Raw genomic sequence first — 16,098 nt, 5'->3', positions numbered from 1 at the left:
GCGCGCACGCTTAATCGCGTTTTTCCAGCAGGGTGCGGTACAGCACGCCACCAATAATACCGCCGATAATCGGCATCACCCAGAACAGCCACAGCTGCTCCAGCGCCCAGCCGCCCTGGAAGATGGCTACCGCTGTGCTGCGCGCCGGGTTAACAGAGGTGTTGGTCACCGGAATGCTGATCAGGTGGATCAGGGTCAGCGCCAGGCCAATCGCAATCGGCGCGAAACCGGCCGGGGCGTGTTTGTCCGTTGCGCCGTGGATCACCAGCAGGAAGCCCGCAGTCAGTACAATTTCAATCACGATGGCAGAGAGCATGGAGAAACCGCCAGGGGAGTGTTCGCCAAAGCCGTTTGAGGCAAAGCCGCTGGTCGCAGCATCAAAGCCCGCTTTACCGCTGGCAATGACATACAGAATAGCGGCAGCAATAATTCCGCCAATGACCTGGGCAATAATATAGCCAAGAACCTCTTTTGCCGGAAAACGACCGCCGGCCCACAATCCTAATGTTACCGCCGGGTTAAAATGACCACCGGAAATATGCCCCACGGCATATGCCATCGTTAAAACCGTTAAGCCGAAGGCCAGCGAAACACCAACGAAACCAATTCCCAGTTCCGGGAATCCTGCTGCCAGTACGGCACTACCGCAGCCACCAAATACCAACCAGAATGTACCAAAACATTCCGCTGCTAATTTTCTGAACATAACCACCTCAAAGAAAAAATGAGCGCAATCCTGCGCCCTTGTTATTTATCGCCAAAACAAGCGACGAGTTTTAAAACGCCACTATTCTAAAAATGAATATTCCCCCTCACCAGTTAAATAAATACGGTAAGTTTGATGTAGGGCAATGTGTTGCGCTTCCTTGCTAAATTAAGGCGAGTAAAACAGAGTTGCATTTTCGGCAGCAAGAGTATGCGGCGGAAATCGTTATTACAAATGAAACTGTCTGGTTAAATTCTTAATTTTCGCTTCTGGCTGGCATTATTCCGCCGACGATGGAGTGTCCGTCCGGGCCCGCTGGCGTTATACTCCTGATAACTTAAAGGAAAAAGTTCATCTCTCCCGGAGGGTACATGTTGCTAGAGCGTGTGGAAATCGTGGGGTTTCGCGGCATTAACCGTCTGTCGCTGATGCTTGAGCACAACAACGTGCTGATCGGAGAAAACGCCTGGGGTAAATCGAGCCTGCTGGACGCCCTGACGCTGCTGCTATCGCCGGAATCCAGTTTGTACCATTTTGTCCGGGAAGATTTCTGGTTCCCCCCCGGGGATATGCTGGGGCGTGAACACCATCTGCATATTATCCTTACCTTTCGTGAAAGCGAGCCGGGGCGCCATCGCGTTCGCCGCTATCGTCCTCTTGCCGATTGCTGGGTGCCCTGTGATGATGGCTATCGGCGCATTTTTTATCGTCTGGAGGGTGAGCTTGCCAGCGATGACAGTGTGCTGACCCTGCGCGGTTTTCTCGATACTGACGGCCAGGCCCTGCCGCTGGAGGATATCGACGAGCGGGCGCGCCATCTGGTCCGTCTGATGCCGGTGCTGCGCCTGCGTGATGCACGTTTTATGCGCCGCATCCGCAACGGTACCGTCCCCGACATGCCTGATGTGGAGGTCACCGCCCGGGAGCTGGACTATCTGGCCCGGGAACTGGTCGCCCGTCCGCAAAACCTGACCGACGGCCAGATCCGCCAGGGGCTGTCGGCAATGGTACAGCTGCTGGAGCACTACTTCTCCGAACAGGGCACCTCCCCGGTGCGCAACCGGCTGATGCGACGGCGCTCCCATGACGAGCAGCGCAGCTGGCGCTACCTCGACATCATCAACCGGATGATCGACCGTCCCGGCGGCCGCTCGCACCGGGTGATCCTGCTGGGGCTCTTCTCCACGTTGTTGCAGGCCAAAGGCACCGTCCGGCTGGACCGGGATGCCCGTCCGCTGCTGCTGGTGGAAGATCCCGAGACGCGCCTGCACCCGATCATGCTCTCGGTGGCCTGGCACCTGTTGAATCTGCTGCCGCTGCAGCGCATCACCACCACCAACTCCGGCGAACTGCTGTCGCTAACCCCGGTCGAGCACGTCTGCCGTCTGGTGCGTGAGTCGTCGCGCGTCTCGGCTTACCGCCTGGGGCCGGGGGGCATGAATGCAGAAGACAGCCGCCGTATCGCCTTCCATATTCGCTTCAACCGCGCCTCCTCGCTGTTTGCCCGCTGCTGGCTGCTGGTGGAAGGGGAGACCGAAACCTGGGTGATTAACGAGCTGGCCCGTCAGTGTGGGCACCACTTTGATGCCGAGGGCATCAAAGTGATTGAGTTTGCCCAGTCGGGGCTGAAACCGCTGATTAAATTTGCCCGGCGGATGGGCATCGAATGGCATGTGCTGGTGGACGGTGACGAGGCGGGTAAGAAATATGCCGCGACCGTGCGCGGGCTAATCAATAACGACCGGGAAGAGGAGCGCGAGCACCTGACGGCGCTGCCCGCCATGGACATGGAGCACTTCATGTACCGGCAGGGTTTTTCCGATGTCTTTCACCGGGTGGCGATGATCCCGGAGGATATCCCGATGAACATGCGGCGGGTGATCATGAAGGCCATTCACCGTTCGTCGAAACCCGATCTGGCGATTGAGGTGGCGATGGAGGCCGGTCGTCGCGGCGTGGAGGCGGTGCCCACGCTGTTACGGAAGATGTTCTCCCGCGTGCTGTGGCTGGCACGCGGGAGGGCGGACTAGCGGCGGGTCGCCTGGTTGACCTGATCGATCAGGCTGTCCAGCAGGGTAAACCGGCGGCGATACTCAGCGCGTTTTTTGCTGGCGATCTCCTCCATCGGTTTGCGCGGCATGGCGAGCGGCAGCCTGAAGTTGCCCTCGCTGTCGCGCTCCCCGCCCAGCGACAGCCAGAAACTGTCGTAGTCGGCCAGCAGTTTCCCCTCTTTTTTCTTGCGATAGCGCCAGCTGCGATAAATATGGGTGCTGTTGCTGACGGCGATAATCTGCTCCACGGCCAGGGCGCTACCGAGCGTCATGGCGGCTTCCACCAGCAGGCGTTTCGGGAACAGGCCGTGACAGGCTTTAGTGGCGCTCTGGATCGCCTCGTGCGGCACAAAGGCTTTTGCCCCCTGCATCCCGCCGATAAACAGCGTCGGGGTGCCTTTAACCTGACACAGCGTAAAGGTCATCTCCGCCAGTACCGTCTGCTGTTCGTCGCAAAATGCCAGCGTCGCCTCGCCCTCTTTATCGAGAAAAGCATCGGCGCACAGACGCAGGGTAAAGGCGCGATCGTCTTTCCCGGTCAGGGTCAGTAACGTTACTCCCTCCCGGGAGAGATAGCCGTTCATCAGCGCGGCCGGGAGCTGGCGCTGCAGGGTCTGATAGTGCCAGTTCAGCGCCTGGAGCGTTTGCTGGCGATTCATCGCCACCGAGAGCCACGGGCGATGCAGGCGGCAGGGCAGCCCCGGCTGGACCTGTAACAGTTGCAGGAGTTGCGGCTGTTTTGTCAGGCTTGCCAGCAGACGTGCGGTGCTGAACGGCGTCATCAGCGAGCGCAGCATAAACTTGCGGCGATAGGCCGGATTACGCCAGGCAAGGCCGGGAGTTAATGTTCCGGATGCCAGATGCTGAAATAGCTGCCAGGCTGATTTAGGTTGCGGCTGCTGTGAATAAGATGACTCTGCGATGGAGGACATACTAGATCCCGGTCTTGTTGCCAGGCCTTTATTTCAGCAGGGGTTTTATCAACCTCTCCTCAACAACATTTACGCGCCACGAAAAGCAGGGGTTTCGTTGAGGCGCGGTTTAGTTAGAATCAACAGTTATGTAAGCCGGAATAGCTATTTGGAATATTTATGAACTTAAAGGGAAAGCGCAGGAAGCTGTTTCTGCTGCTGGTGCTGATTGTACTGGTGGGTGGATTCTGGCTGTGGCGGGTGCTAAACGCACCGGTGCCGCAATATCAGACATTGATTGTTCGTCCGGGCGAGCTGCAGCAGAGCGTGCTGGCGACCGGCAAACTGGACGCGCTACGCAAGGTTGACGTGGGTGCCCAGGTCAGCGGACAGCTGAAGACGCTGTCGGTGGAGATTGGCGACAAGGTGAAAAAAGGGCAACTGCTGGGGGTTATCGACCCGGAGCAGGCCGAAAACCAGATCAAAGAGGTGGAGGCGACGCTGATGGAGCTGCGCGCCCAGCGCAGCCAGGCGGAAGCGGAGCGTAAGCTCGCCCAGGTGACCCTGAACCGTCAGCGGCAGCTGGCGACCACCCAGGCGATCTCGCAGCAGGATCTGGATACCTCGACCACCGAGCTGGCGGTAAAGCAGGCGCAGATTGGCACCATCGACGCGCAGATCAAACGCAACCAGGCCTCGCTGGACAGTGCCAAAACTAACCTTGAGTACACCCGCATCGTTGCGCCAATGGCCGGGGAAGTGACGCAGATTACGACCCTGCAGGGACAGACGGTTATCGCTGCCCAGCAGGCGCCGAACATCCTGACCCTCGCGGATATGGGTACCATGCTGGTGAAAGCCCAGGTCTCGGAAGCGGATGTGATCCACTTAAAACCGGGGCAAAAAGCCTGGTTTACCGTGCTGGGGGACCCGCAAACCCGCTATGAAGGGGTGCTGAAGGATATTCTCCCGACGCCGGAGAAGGTCAACGACGCCATTTTCTATCACGCCCGGTTTGAAGTCCCCAACCCGCAGGGAGTGCTGCGCCTGGACATGACCGCCCAGGTGCATATTCAGCTCTCCGGGGTGAAAAACGTGCTGACCATCCCGCTGGCGACGCTGGGCCAACCGGTAGGAGATAACCGCTATAACGTGAAGGTGCTGCGCAACGGTGAAATTCGCGAGCGTGAGGTGAGCCTCGGCTCGCGCAACGACACCGATGTGGTGGTGGTGAAAGGGCTGGAAGAGGGTGAAGAGGTGGTCATCAGCGAGAGCCAGCCGGGGGCGGCGAAATGACCGCCCTGCTGGAGCTGAATGATATCCGCCGCAGCTACCCCTCCGGCGACGGGCCGGTGGAGGTGCTGAAGGGCATCACCCTGCGGGTAGAGGCGGGGGAGATGGTGGCGATTGTCGGGGCATCAGGCTCCGGTAAATCGACGCTGATGAACATTCTCGGCTGCCTGGATAAACCCACCAGCGGTACCTATCGTGTGGCGGGCACCGACGTCGCCACGCTGGACAGCGACGCGCTGGCTAAACTGCGCCGGGAACATTTCGGCTTTATCTTCCAGCGTTACCATCTGCTCTCGCATCTGAGCGCGGCGCAAAACGTCGAGGTGCCCGCGGTCTATGCTGGCGTGGAGCGCAAAAAACGCCTTGAGCGGGCGCAGGCGCTGCTTACCCGGCTGGGGCTGGGGGAGCGGGTCGATTATCAGCCGTCGCAGCTTTCCGGCGGCCAGCAGCAGCGGGTGAGTATCGCCCGGGCGCTGATGAACGGCGGGCAGGTGATCCTGGCGGATGAACCGACCGGGGCGCTGGATAGCCACTCCGGGGAAGAGGTGATGGCGATCCTGCACCAGCTGAGGGATCAGGGGCACACGGTGATTATTGTCACCCACGACCCGGAGGTGGCCTCCCAGGCAGGACGCATTGTCGAGATCCGCGACGGCGAGCTGGTCAGCAATCCGCCGCCTGGCCTCAATGCCACCCGGCGGCAGGAGGTATCCTTACCGCCGCCTTCGGGCTGGCGGCAGTTTGCCAGCAGCTTTCGTGAAGCGCTGACCATGGCCTGGCTGGCGATGGCCGCCAATAAGATGCGCACCCTGTTGACCATGCTTGGGATCATCATCGGCATCGCCTCGGTGGTGTCGATTGTGGTGGTGGGCGACGCGGCCAAACAGCTGGTGCTGTCGGATATCCGCTCCATCGGCACCAATACCATTGACGTCTATCCCGGCAAAGATTTTGGCGATGACGAGCCGCAGTACCAGCAGGCGCTGAAGTATGACGATCTCACGGCCATTCAGAAGCAGCCGTGGGTTAACTCCGCCACCCCGGCGGTGTCCCAGAGCCTGCGCCTGCGCTATGCCAATATCGATGTGGCGGCCAGCGCCAACGGCGTCAGCGGCGACTACTTTAACGTCTACGGCATGACCTTCAGCGAAGGGGGCACCTTCAATGCAGAGCAGCTGGCAGGGCGGGCGCAGGTGGTGGTGCTCGACAGCAACGCCCGGCGACAGCTGTTTCCCAATAAAGCGAAGGTGGTGGGCGAGATCGTGCTGGTGGGGAACATGCCCGCGACGGTGATTGGCGTGGCGGAGGAGAAGCAGTCGATGTTTGGCAGCAGCAAGATTTTACGCGTCTGGCTGCCTTACACCACTATCTCGGGGCGCATTATGGGGCAGTCGTGGCTCAACTCCATCACCGTCCGGGTGAAAGATGGCTACGACAGCGCTCAGGCAGAGCAACAGCTTGAACGCCTGTTAACCCTGCGCCACGGGAAGAAAGATTTCTTCACCTGGAACATGGACGGGCTCTTGAAAACGGCGGAAAAGACCACACGTACTCTTCAGCTCTTCCTCACGCTGGTGGCGATCATCTCCCTGCTGGTCGGGGGGATTGGGGTGATGAATATCATGCTGGTGTCGGTGACGGAGCGGACGCGTGAAATTGGCATCAGGATGGCGGTCGGCGCCCGGGCCAGCGATGTGCTGCAGCAGTTTTTGATTGAAGCGGTGCTGGTCTGTCTGGTGGGCGGTGCGCTGGGGATTACGCTCTCGCTGCTCATCGCCTTTACGCTGCAGCTGTTTTTACCCGGCTGGGAAATTGGTTTTTCACCGATGGCGCTGCTAACTGCCTTCCTGTGTTCTACCTTTACCGGGGTGCTGTTTGGCTGGTTGCCGGCACGCAACGCCGCGCGATTAGATCCGGTGGATGCGTTAGCCCGGGAGTGAACCTGTTGCCGGGTGGCGGCTACGCCTTACCCGGCCTACAAAATCCGTAGGCCTGCGCAATCGCAGCGCCGTCGGGCATCAGGCCGCATCACCGCACACAAATAAAAATGCCAGCGCATCGGGCTGGCATTTTGAGTGCGGGGTGTACACAATGAAACAGAGGGCTATGCCACCACTTCTGCTTCGATGGGCACAATAACGCTGGCATGATTGCCTTTTGGCCCAAGGTGTACATCGAACCGGACGGCCTGCCCGGCTTTCAGCGTTCTGTATCCATCCATCTGAATGGTGGAGTAATGTGCGAAAATGTCTTCGCCGCCGCCTTCAGGGCAGATAAAACCAAACCCTTTGGCGTTGTTGAACCACTTAACTGTACCCGTTTCCATGCTTCGACATCCTTCGTAAATCTTATTGAGTTAGATGTAATGAACCGGTGGTGGAGTGGGAGCTGTTCAAAACCTCGCCAACTCACGCTTGTACAATTTAGATAAACCAAAAGGATCGTCAAGCATTTGCCGGGCAAGGACGGGTAAAAATGAGTCAAAATTTGAAGCAGTTAACGCTATTGAACGGTATTGTGACAGACATCGCGGATGGCAATAATAGATGTAGGTTATCTGACATCTAAGGTAGATTCAGGTTATGTATAGCCTCCCGTCAGCATCAGAACACGCGACCGGAGACCGTAAACGAAGATGACGACTGACAATGGGTAAGACGAACGACTGGCTCGATTTCGACAAGCTGGCGGAAGATCAAGTGCGCGACGCGCTAAAACCGCCATCTATGTATAAAGTTATGTTAATGAACGATGATTACACGCCGATGGAATTTGTTATTGACGTGCTACAAAAGTTCTTTTCTTATGATGTTGAACGTGCAACGCAACTGATGCTTACGGTTCACTATCATGGCAAAGCCATCTGCGGGGTGTTTACCGCAGAAGTCGCCGAAACCAAGGTGGCAATGGTGAACCAGTATGCAAGGGAGAATGAGCATCCGTTGCTGTGTACGCTGGAAAAAGCCTGAATAAGGCAATGAAAATTGGGGGAGGTGCCTATGCTCAATCAAGAACTGGAACTCAGTTTAAACATGGCTTTCGCCAGAGCGCGTGAGCACCGACATGAGTTTATGACGGTCGAGCACCTGCTGCTTGCACTGCTCAGTAACCCATCCGCCCGCGAAGCGCTTGAAGCCTGCTCCGTGGATCTGGTGGCGCTGCGTCAGGAACTTGAAGCCTTCATCGAACAGACCACACCTGTACTGCCCGTCAGTGAAGAGGAGCGCGACACGCAACCGACGCTCAGCTTCCAGCGTGTACTCCAGCGTGCGGTATTTCACGTCCAGTCCTCCGGACGTAGCGAAGTCACCGGTGCCAACGTGCTGGTTGCCATCTTCAGCGAGCAGGAGTCGCAAGCCGCCTACCTGCTGCGCAAACACGAAGTCAGCCGCCTCGATGTGGTGAACTTTATCTCTCACGGAACGCGAAAAGACGAATCGAATCCGTCTTCGGATTCCAGCCATCAGGTCAACAGCGAAGAGCAAGCAGGCGGGGAGGAACGTATGGAAAACTTCACCACCAATCTTAACCAGCTTGCCCGTGTTGGCGGTATTGACCCGCTGATAGGCCGCGATAAAGAGCTGGAACGGGCGATTCAGGTGCTGTGCCGCCGCCGCAAGAACAACCCGCTGCTGGTGGGGGAATCTGGCGTCGGTAAAACCGCCATTGCCGAAGGGCTGGCCTGGCGTATCGTGCAGGGCGATGTCCCGGAAGTGATCGCCGACTGCACCATCTATTCGCTGGATATCGGTTCCCTGGTGGCCGGAACCAAATACCGCGGTGATTTTGAAAAACGTTTCAAAGCGCTGCTGAAACAGCTGGAGCAGGATACTAACAGCATCCTGTTTATCGACGAGATCCATACCATCATCGGCGCCGGTGCGGCATCCGGTGGTCAGGTGGATGCCGCCAACCTGATTAAACCGCTGCTCTCCAGCGGCAAGATCCGGGTGATCGGCTCAACCACCTATCAGGAGTTCAGCAATATTTTCGAAAAAGACCGTGCCCTGGCGCGTCGCTTCCAGAAAATCGATATTACTGAACCGTCGGTTGAAGAAACGGTGCAGATCATCAATGGCCTGAAGCCGAAGTACGAAGCGCACCATGACGTGCGTTATACCGCGAAAGCGGTGCGTGCGGCGGTGGAGCTGGCGGTGAAATACATCAACGATCGCCACCTGCCGGATAAAGCGATTGATGTGATCGACGAAGCGGGCGCGCGTGCGCGTCTGATGCCGGTCAGCAAGCGCAAGAAAACGGTCAACGTGGCGGATATCGAATCCGTGGTGGCCCGCATCGCGCGTATCCCTGAGAAGAGCGTTTCTCAGAGCGACCGCGATACGCTGAAAAACCTCGGCGATCGCCTGAAAATGCTGGTCTTTGGACAGGATAAAGCCATTGAGGCCTTAACCGAGGCCATTAAGATGGCCCGTGCCGGGCTGGGGCATGAGCACAAACCTGTCGGTTCTTTCCTGTTCGCCGGCCCGACCGGGGTGGGGAAAACCGAGGTGACGGTTCAGCTCTCCAAAGCGCTGGGCATTGAGCTGCTGCGCTTTGATATGTCCGAGTATATGGAGCGCCACACCGTCAGCCGACTGATTGGTGCGCCTCCGGGCTATGTGGGCTTTGACCAGGGCGGCCTGCTCACCGACGCGGTGATCAAGCATCCGCACGCGGTACTGCTGCTCGATGAAATCGAGAAAGCGCACCCGGACGTGTTCAACATCCTGCTGCAGGTGATGGATAACGGGACGCTGACCGATAACAACGGGCGCAAGGCGGACTTCCGCAACGTGGTGCTGGTGATGACCACCAACGCCGGGGTACGTGAAACCGAGCGTAAATCCATCGGCCTGATCCACCAGGATAACAGCACCGATGCGATGGAAGAGATCAAGAAGATCTTCACGCCGGAGTTCCGTAACCGTCTGGACAACATTATCTGGTTCGAGCATCTCTCTACCGAGGTGATTCATCAGGTGGTGGATAAGTTCATCGTCGAGCTGCAGGTTCAGCTGGATCAGAAAGGTGTGTCGCTGGAAGTGAGTCAGGAGGCCCGCAACTGGCTGGCTGAGAAAGGCTACGATCGTGCGATGGGTGCCCGTCCGATGGCGCGTGTGATTCAGGATAACCTGAAGAAACCGTTGGCTAACGAGCTGCTGTTTGGTTCGCTTGTCGATGGGGGCCAGGTGACGGTGGCGCTGGATCAGGCGAAGAACGAGCTGACGTATGATTTCCAGAGTGCGGCGAAGCATAAGCCGGAGGCGGCTCACTAACGCTGTTGCGTGATGGTAAAAACCGGGCGAAAGCCCGGTTTTTTTTATGGTTTTTTTAGTGTGCCGTTTGTAGGCCCGCGCAAGCACAGCGCCGCCGGGCAATGCACGGTGGGAACATGTGGCGGTTGAGGAGGTTCCGTTCACTTTACGTTCCGTGCTTCTCTGTAAACCACGTCACCGGTGAACGTGTCAGGGGGGCTCGCCGCCGCCCCCCTGACCACCCCGGCTCCCGGCAAAGAAAATCGCCGCTTCGCGGTCCCCTCGGCTTATTCCCTTCGGCTTTCGGGTCGGGGGCGATCCTACATCCATGTAGGTCGCCCCCTCTCGGCGCGTCCATGCGCCTCGCCCCGGCCTACGGTCAACGCCTCAGCGATTTTCAGCCGGACCAGGGTGCCGCTGTGAGTGGCGAATTTGCCTCTGGCTTTTGTGTTGCTGTAAGGAAGAATTAAAATTTTGCGAGGCGTTATCCAGAATTTAAACGAGAAAATTGCTGGATAAAATCACAGTATTAGAATGGCGATGCACCTGCAAAATCAGGTGCCAGGATAGGCATCCTGAAAGCGCGCACAATGATAATTTGCCGTGAATAAAGGACTCTTTATGACTAATGAAAATCCTATTCCCCAGCTTTATAGCGAACTTGAAGTCTGTGCCCACGATCTCTCCACGCTCGCTGCGCGCTGCAACCTGCTTACCGAAATCCTTGTCGATTGCGACTCGCTGCCGCAAACGCAGCCTGTCTGCCGCTGCCTGGCGGCCTATCTCAATGCATTCAGCGCTGAGCTGGCAAAATCCATGACCGATTTTCGCGTGCTGGATGAAAATGAAATCCCGCCCTCGCATAAACAGGAGTGGCTGCTGGACAGCACCGAAGCCCAGTGCAATTACTGCCGGGCCTTAAATCATGTGCTGTTGGTGTCGCATTTCGACCGCGAGATGCTCCCGCACCTTACCGGGTTGCTGCATGATATTGCGCATACCATGCTGGCGGATATGACCGTGGTGCGTATCCACTGATACGGGCGGGGCATAAAAAAAGGCCGGGATAACCCGGCCTTTATTATTCTTTATACGCCATTGCAGGCGAAATACTCTTAGCGACTACGGAAGACAATGCGGCCTTTGCTCAGGTCGTACGGGGTCAGCTCAACAGTCACTTTGTCGCCCGTCAGAATACGGATATAGTTCTTACGCATTTTACCGGAGATATGCGCGGTAACGACGTGACCGTTTTCCAGTTCTACGCGAAACATGGTGTTAGGCAACGTTTCCAGAACGGTACCCTGCATTTCAATATTGTCTTCTTTGGCCATCTAATCCTCTGGGGTATCACTACCAAGTTTTGAACCGGCAAGATAATGCCGAAATTCATCAATTAAGTAAAGATTTGCGCGTTTAAAACGCAACAAAGCAGTTTTCAGCGTATTGCCCGGACGTCACGGTTCAACCGTACGAAAAGCGCATACGTAAAGGGGAGGTGGCAGGATAAACGATAGGGCGTTATCGGATGCGAACTATTCCCAAACGGCGGCGGGGCAACAGGCAGAACCTACTCTGCGGCAGAATTATAGCACCTTGAGGAAAAATATGCGGAAAACATTTATCCCTGAGGCGTAAATAACGTCGTTGGCACCCAGAAATTTTGCGGTAATTTTTGCATGCGCAGGGTCGCCAGCTGCGCCAGATATTCATGGCGCGAGATCTCCACCACACCCAACGAGGCGGTATGTTCGTTCAGCACCTGGCAGTCAACTAACTTGCCGCCGCTGCGTGCGAAGCGTTCGCAGAAGACCAGCAGCGCGGTTTTGGAGGCGTTAACCGCGCGGCTGAACATCGACTCGCCGCAAAACAGCGTGCCCTGCGCCACGCCGTACATGCCGCCCACCAGTTCATCCTTATCATCCCATACCTCAATCGAATGGGCGTAGCCCAGCTCGTGCAGGCGATGGTAGGCGACGATCACCTCGGGTGTGATCCAGGTTCCTTCAAAGCGATCGCTGGCGCAGCCCTCGATCACCTGACCAAACGCATGGTTGAGGGTGACGCGATAAGGGGAGCGGGCGTGAAAACGCTTCATGCTGCGGCTGATATGAAACTCCGCGGGCCACAGAACGGCGCGGGGATCGGGCGACCACCATAAGATGGGATCGCCGGGAGAGAACCACGGAAAAATCCCCCGCTGGTAAGCCATCAATAAACGCGACGGACTCAGATCGCCGCCCAGGGCCAGCAAACCATTAGGTTCACGCAGCGCCCCTTCCGGAGAAGGGAACGCAAGAGAATGACGAGAAAGCTGGACCAGGCGCATGACAACAAAACTCCAGTACGCAAAGTGGGGATCGGTTCAAATATAGACTACAGACGTTGTTTAAAGTGGTAGTAGCGGCCCTGTTTTGCCAACAGTTCAGCGTGATTACCTTGCTCAATAATTTGTCCGTTGTCCATCACAATAATTTGATCGAAATCCGCCAGACCGCGCAGACGGTGCGTCACCATCAGCACGGTTTTGTCCTGCATCTCTTTTTTCAGTAAATCAAGGATTTGCCGCTCGGTAGTGGCGTCCAGCCCCTCGGTTGGCTCATCCAGCAGCATCAGCGGCGCATTGTGAAGCAGCGCGCGCGCAATGGCCAGGCGGCGCAGCTCGCCGCCGGATAGCTGACGGCCGCCTTCGCCAAGCCAGCTGTTGAGCCCTTCATCTTCCAGCAGCTTCTGCAGACCCACTTTTTCCAGCATCCCGCGTAACACCTCATCGGCAGCACCGGGCGCAGCTAACAGCAGGTTATCGCGCAGGGTGGCGCTGAAAAGATGAACCCGCTGGGGCACCACGCTTACCGTTTTGCGCAGCGCAGTCTCGCTCATCTGCACCAGAGGCGTGTCATTAAACAGGATCTGACCCTGCGTCGGGTCCCATGCTCTGGTCAGCAACTGCAGCAGTGTCGATTTACCGCAGCCTGTGCGACCCAGCACCGCCACATGGGCGCCCGCGGGGATCGTCAGGTTAATGTGGTCCAGGGCCGGTTGCGCCTGGCCGTCATAGGCAAAGGTGACATCCGCCAGGCGGAGCGCAAGCTGTTCAGGCACCTCTGATACGGCGGTGCTGAACTGCACTTCCGGCTGCTGGCCGGTAATCTGGGTGATCCGCAGCGCGGAGGCCACCACCTGGCCCAGGTGCTGAAAGGCACCGGTCACCGGCGCCAGGGCTTCAAACGCCGCCAGCGCACAGAAGACTAACAGGGCGATTAATGGGCCTGGCTGCGCGTTATCACCCACGCCGCCGGAAGCCATCCACAGCATCGCCATGACTGCGCCTCCGCCAATTAGCAGCATCAGCGCCTGGGAGAGGGCCGTGAGTTCTGACTGCTTGCGCTGGGCTTCGTGCCAGTTCAGCTCGGTATTTTCCATCTGCGCGCGGTAGCGGCGGCTGGCACCAAAGATGGTCAGCTCCGCCTGACCCTGTAGCCAGCCCGTCAGTTGCTGACGATACTCGCCCCGCAGACGCGTCAGTTTTTCACCGGTCGGTTTGCCGGCGCGGTAAAACAGCGGCGGTAAGATAAAGAGCGTTGCGAGCATGATCCCGCCGAGCAGCAGCGCAATGTGAACGTCGAGCAGGCACAGCCCAAGGGTGACCACCACAATGACCACCAGGGCGCCCACCAGCGGAGAGATAACGCGCAAATAGAGGTGATCGAGGGTATCCACGTCGGCGACGACGCGGTTAAGCAGTTCTCCCTGGCGATAGCGTGCCAGTCCGGCAGGGGAGAGGGGCAGCAGCTTGCTGAAGGTGGTAACGCGCAGGTGCTGCAGCACGCGGAAGGTCGCGTCATGGCTGACCAGACGTTCAAAGTAGCGCCCGGCGGTGCGGGTGATGGCCGTGCCGCGCACCCCGGCGGCGGGCAGCATATAGTTGAAGCTGTAGAGCCCGGCAAAACCGGCGACCGCCGAGGCAGAGAGGAACCAGCCGGAGAGCGTCAACAGGCCGATACTCGCCAGCAGGGTGACGATCGCCAGCACCACGCCCAGCGTCAGCATCCATTTGTGGCGCATATAAAGCGCAAGATAAGGCAATAAAGCGCGCATCAAATCTCCTCCTGACGGTTTGCCAGCAGGGCCGCAAACGGCCCCTGTGCCGCCGCGAGCGTGGCGTAATCGCCCTGCTCAACAAGCTGACCATTGTCCATGACCCAGATCTGATCCCACCGGGAGATGCCCTCCAGCTGGTGGGTTACCATCAGCGTGGTTTGCTGCTGCGAGGCGGCATCCAGCGCCATCATCACGCGCTGTTCACTGTGCGCATCCAGGCTGGCGGCGGGTTCATCCAGCAATAAAAGCTGGCAGGGGTTAAGCAGGGCGCGGGCTACGGCAATACGCTGCGCCTGGCCGACGGAAAGCCCCGCCGACTGATCGCCCACTACCGTATCCACGCCGTTCGGCAGCAGGGGCAGAAACTCGCTGACCCAGGCGCGGTCGAGGACTGACTGTAACTCTTCTTCGCTGGCATCCGGACGCGCCAGCAGCACGTTTTCCCGCAGCGTGGCCGCCGGAAGCTGCGGGTTCTGTCCTACCCAGCTTAAATGGGTGCGCCACTCATCAGGATCGAGCGCTGAGAGCTCGGCCTGGTTGATGCGCAGCGAGCCGCTGTAGGCCATAAAACCGGATAACGCATTCAGCAGGGAGCTTTTACCGGAGCCGCTGGTGCCAACCAGCACCACGCGCTGACCTGCCGCGAGGGTAAAGTTCAGAGGGCCGGCAAGGACTTTACCTTCCGGCGACAGTACGCAGAAGTTCTCTGCTTCAATGCTGACCGGTCTGGCGGTGTTCAGGGTCACGTCGCCACGCTGCGGATGAGCCAGCGGCGTTTCAAGGAAGGTTTTCAGGCTGTCGGCGGCACCCACGGCTTGCGCTTTCGCATGATAGAAAGTGCCCAGATCGCGCAGCGGCTGGAAAAATTCCGGCGCCAGAATTAACGCCAGAAAGCCTGCAAAAAGGGTCACGGCGGTACCGTAATGACCGAAATCAAGGGCACCCAGATAGGAGAAACCGAAATAGACGGCAACCAGCGCAATTGACAGGGAGGTGAAGAACTCCAGCACCCCGGAGGATAAAAATGCCAGGCGTAACACTTCCATGGTGCGCTGACGGAAATCCTGGGAGGCGTGGCGGATATTGTCGGTTTCGGCTTCACCGCGACCAAAAATACGCAGCGTTTCCATGCCGCGCAGACGGTCAAGGAAGTGGCCGCTGAGACGTCCGAGCGCCAGGAAGTTGCGGCGGTTGGCGTCGGCAGCACCCATGCCGACCATCGCCATAAAAAGCGGGATCAGCGGGGCGGTGCCCAGCAGGATCAGCGCGGCGACCCAGTTGTAAGGAAAAATCGCGAGCACGATCAGCAGGGGAACGAAAGCAGCCAGCGCCATCTGGGGCAGATAGCGGGCGTAGTAGTCATGCATATCATCGATCTGTTCGAGGATAAGCGTCGCCCAGCTTCCGGCGGGCTTGCCCTGGATCCAGGCAGGCCCGGCCTCCTGTAGCCTGTCCAGCACCTGGCGGCGAATTTCATAGCGAATGTTCTGCCCGGCGTGGAAGCCCACGCGCTCACGCAACCAGACCACCCAGGCACGCAGAACAAAGACCAGAATCAACACAATGAAAGGCAGTAACAGCGCCTCGCGCGGGATATTTTCCATAATCATATGGTTAAGAATGCGGGCCAGAAGCCATGCCTGGCCGACAATCAACAGTCCGCTGATAAACCCCAAAAGACGGGAAATATTCAGCCAGCGGCGGGAAATAACGCTTTGCTTTTTAAGCCAGCGAGTTAACTCTTGTTGACGGGTTTTTTCCATTGCGTGCTTTGCAGGTGA

The 16,098-nt window shown here is 58.0% G+C and carries 13 protein-coding genes and 1 pseudogene; 6 read left to right on the top strand and 8 right to left on the bottom strand.

Annotated features, from left to right (window positions below):
- Positions 1–10: 10 nt before the first annotated feature.
- The gene (gene aqpZ / locus DVA43_RS10255; RefSeq protein ID WP_114315471.1) at positions 11–706 is read right to left on the bottom strand and encodes an aquaporin Z; all 696 of its coding nucleotides are present in this window, start codon (positions 704–706) and stop codon (positions 11–13) included.
- A 371-nt stretch (positions 707–1,077) separates the two neighbouring features.
- Between aqpZ and DVA43_RS10250 the strand changes: the two genes are divergently transcribed.
- Positions 1,078–2,736, top strand: a complete 1,659-nt coding sequence (locus DVA43_RS10250; RefSeq protein ID WP_114315470.1) for an ATP-dependent endonuclease — start codon at positions 1,078–1,080, stop codon at positions 2,734–2,736.
- Here the strand turns inward: DVA43_RS10250 and DVA43_RS10245 are convergent.
- Positions 2,733–3,689, bottom strand: coding sequence for a VirK/YbjX family protein (locus tag DVA43_RS10245; protein ID WP_114315469.1), 957 nt, complete (start codon positions 3,687–3,689; stop codon positions 2,733–2,735). The genes DVA43_RS10250 and DVA43_RS10245 overlap by 4 nt on opposite strands.
- A gap of 159 nt (positions 3,690–3,848) precedes the next feature.
- Here DVA43_RS10245 and macA point away from each other — a divergent pair, with 159 nt between their 5' ends.
- Both macA and macB read left to right on the top strand, forming a co-directional pair.
- The gene (gene macA / locus DVA43_RS10240) at positions 3,849–4,964 is read left to right on the top strand and encodes a macrolide transporter subunit MacA (RefSeq protein WP_114315468.1); all 1,116 of its coding nucleotides are present in this window, start codon (positions 3,849–3,851) and stop codon (positions 4,962–4,964) included.
- Positions 4,961–6,901 (top strand): macrolide ABC transporter ATP-binding protein/permease MacB, encoded by a 1,941-nt coding sequence (gene macB / locus DVA43_RS10235; protein WP_114315467.1) that lies wholly within the window; start codon positions 4,961–4,963, stop codon positions 6,899–6,901. The genes macA and macB overlap by 4 nt, the downstream gene beginning before the upstream one ends.
- 164 nt (positions 6,902–7,065) lie before the next feature.
- Here macB and cspD read toward each other — a convergent pair whose 3' ends face one another.
- Positions 7,066–7,287, bottom strand: a complete 222-nt coding sequence (cspD, locus tag DVA43_RS10230) for a cold shock-like protein CspD (protein ID WP_032617324.1) — start codon at positions 7,285–7,287, stop codon at positions 7,066–7,068.
- 322 nt (positions 7,288–7,609) lie between these two features.
- On the opposite strand from cspD, the gene clpS reads away from it, so the two are divergent.
- The 3 genes from clpS (at position 7,610) to DVA43_RS10215 (ending at position 11,254) form a co-directional block, all read left to right on the top strand.
- The gene (clpS, locus tag DVA43_RS10225; RefSeq protein ID WP_114315466.1) at positions 7,610–7,930 is read left to right on the top strand and encodes an ATP-dependent Clp protease adapter ClpS; all 321 of its coding nucleotides are present in this window, start codon (positions 7,610–7,612) and stop codon (positions 7,928–7,930) included.
- 30 nt (positions 7,931–7,960) lie between these two features.
- Positions 7,961–10,237 (top strand): ATP-dependent Clp protease ATP-binding subunit ClpA, encoded by a 2,277-nt coding sequence (gene clpA, locus DVA43_RS10220; protein WP_114315465.1) that lies wholly within the window; start codon positions 7,961–7,963, stop codon positions 10,235–10,237.
- Positions 10,238–10,837: 600 nt separating this feature from the next.
- Positions 10,838–11,254, top strand: a complete 417-nt coding sequence (locus DVA43_RS10215; RefSeq protein ID WP_114315464.1) for a hypothetical protein — start codon at positions 10,838–10,840, stop codon at positions 11,252–11,254.
- A 77-nt stretch (positions 11,255–11,331) separates the two neighbouring features.
- Here DVA43_RS10215 and infA read toward each other — a convergent pair whose 3' ends face one another.
- From infA to cydD, 5 genes and pseudogenes are all read right to left on the bottom strand, one after another.
- Entirely contained in the window at positions 11,332–11,550 is a 219-nt protein-coding gene (gene infA, locus DVA43_RS10210; RefSeq protein WP_001040187.1) for a translation initiation factor IF-1, read from the bottom strand.
- Positions 11,478–11,651 (bottom strand): annotated as a pseudogene (locus DVA43_RS25330) (hypothetical protein); the annotation flags it as partial. The pseudogene DVA43_RS25330 and the gene infA, both read right to left, overlap by 73 nt.
- A 186-nt stretch (positions 11,652–11,837) precedes the next feature.
- Positions 11,838–12,545 carry a leucyl/phenylalanyl-tRNA--protein transferase gene (aat, locus tag DVA43_RS10205; protein WP_103178902.1) on the bottom strand — a complete coding sequence of 236 codons (708 nt, stop codon included), beginning with the start codon at positions 12,543–12,545 and terminating at the stop codon, positions 11,838–11,840.
- A 47-nt stretch (positions 12,546–12,592) separates the two neighbouring features.
- The gene (gene cydC / locus DVA43_RS10200) at positions 12,593–14,314 is read right to left on the bottom strand and encodes a cysteine/glutathione ABC transporter ATP-binding protein/permease CydC (RefSeq protein WP_114315463.1); all 1,722 of its coding nucleotides are present in this window, start codon (positions 14,312–14,314) and stop codon (positions 12,593–12,595) included.
- Positions 14,314–16,080, bottom strand: a complete 1,767-nt coding sequence (gene cydD, locus DVA43_RS10195; RefSeq protein WP_114315462.1) for a cysteine/glutathione ABC transporter permease/ATP-binding protein CydD — start codon at positions 16,078–16,080, stop codon at positions 14,314–14,316. The genes cydC and cydD overlap by 1 nt, the downstream gene beginning before the upstream one ends.
- Positions 16,081–16,098 lie beyond the last annotated feature (18 nt).

The sequence above is a fragment of the Leclercia sp. W6 genome, from assembly GCF_003336345.1.
Classification (GTDB): domain Bacteria; phylum Pseudomonadota; class Gammaproteobacteria; order Enterobacterales; family Enterobacteriaceae; genus Enterobacter.
Note: the sequence above shows the minus strand (reverse complement) of the source record. Positions and strands in the feature narration are given on the sequence as shown.

Coding starts and splice junctions, on each gene's coding strand:
- infA (WP_001040187.1), bottom strand. CDS start 11,550: ATGGCCAAAGAAGACAATATTGAAATGCAGGGTACCGTTCTGGAAACG.
- cydD (WP_114315462.1), bottom strand. CDS start 16,080: ATGGAAAAAACCCGTCAACAAGAGTTAACTCGCTGGCTTAAAAAGCAA.
- aat (WP_103178902.1), bottom strand. CDS start 12,545: ATGCGCCTGGTCCAGCTTTCTCGTCATTCTCTTGCGTTCCCTTCTCCG.
- aqpZ (WP_114315471.1), bottom strand. CDS start 706: ATGTTCAGAAAATTAGCAGCGGAATGTTTTGGTACATTCTGGTTGGTA.
- DVA43_RS10215 (WP_114315464.1), top strand. CDS start 10,838: ATGACTAATGAAAATCCTATTCCCCAGCTTTATAGCGAACTTGAAGTC.
- macA (WP_114315468.1), top strand. CDS start 3,849: ATGAACTTAAAGGGAAAGCGCAGGAAGCTGTTTCTGCTGCTGGTGCTG.
- cydC (WP_114315463.1), bottom strand. CDS start 14,314: ATGCGCGCTTTATTGCCTTATCTTGCGCTTTATATGCGCCACAAATGG.
- DVA43_RS10245 (WP_114315469.1), bottom strand. CDS start 3,689: ATGTCCTCCATCGCAGAGTCATCTTATTCACAGCAGCCGCAACCTAAA.
- cspD (WP_032617324.1), bottom strand. CDS start 7,287: ATGGAAACGGGTACAGTTAAGTGGTTCAACAACGCCAAAGGGTTTGGT.
- clpS (WP_114315466.1), top strand. CDS start 7,610: ATGGGTAAGACGAACGACTGGCTCGATTTCGACAAGCTGGCGGAAGAT.
- clpA (WP_114315465.1), top strand. CDS start 7,961: ATGCTCAATCAAGAACTGGAACTCAGTTTAAACATGGCTTTCGCCAGA.
- DVA43_RS10250 (WP_114315470.1), top strand. CDS start 1,078: ATGTTGCTAGAGCGTGTGGAAATCGTGGGGTTTCGCGGCATTAACCGT.
- macB (WP_114315467.1), top strand. CDS start 4,961: ATGACCGCCCTGCTGGAGCTGAATGATATCCGCCGCAGCTACCCCTCC.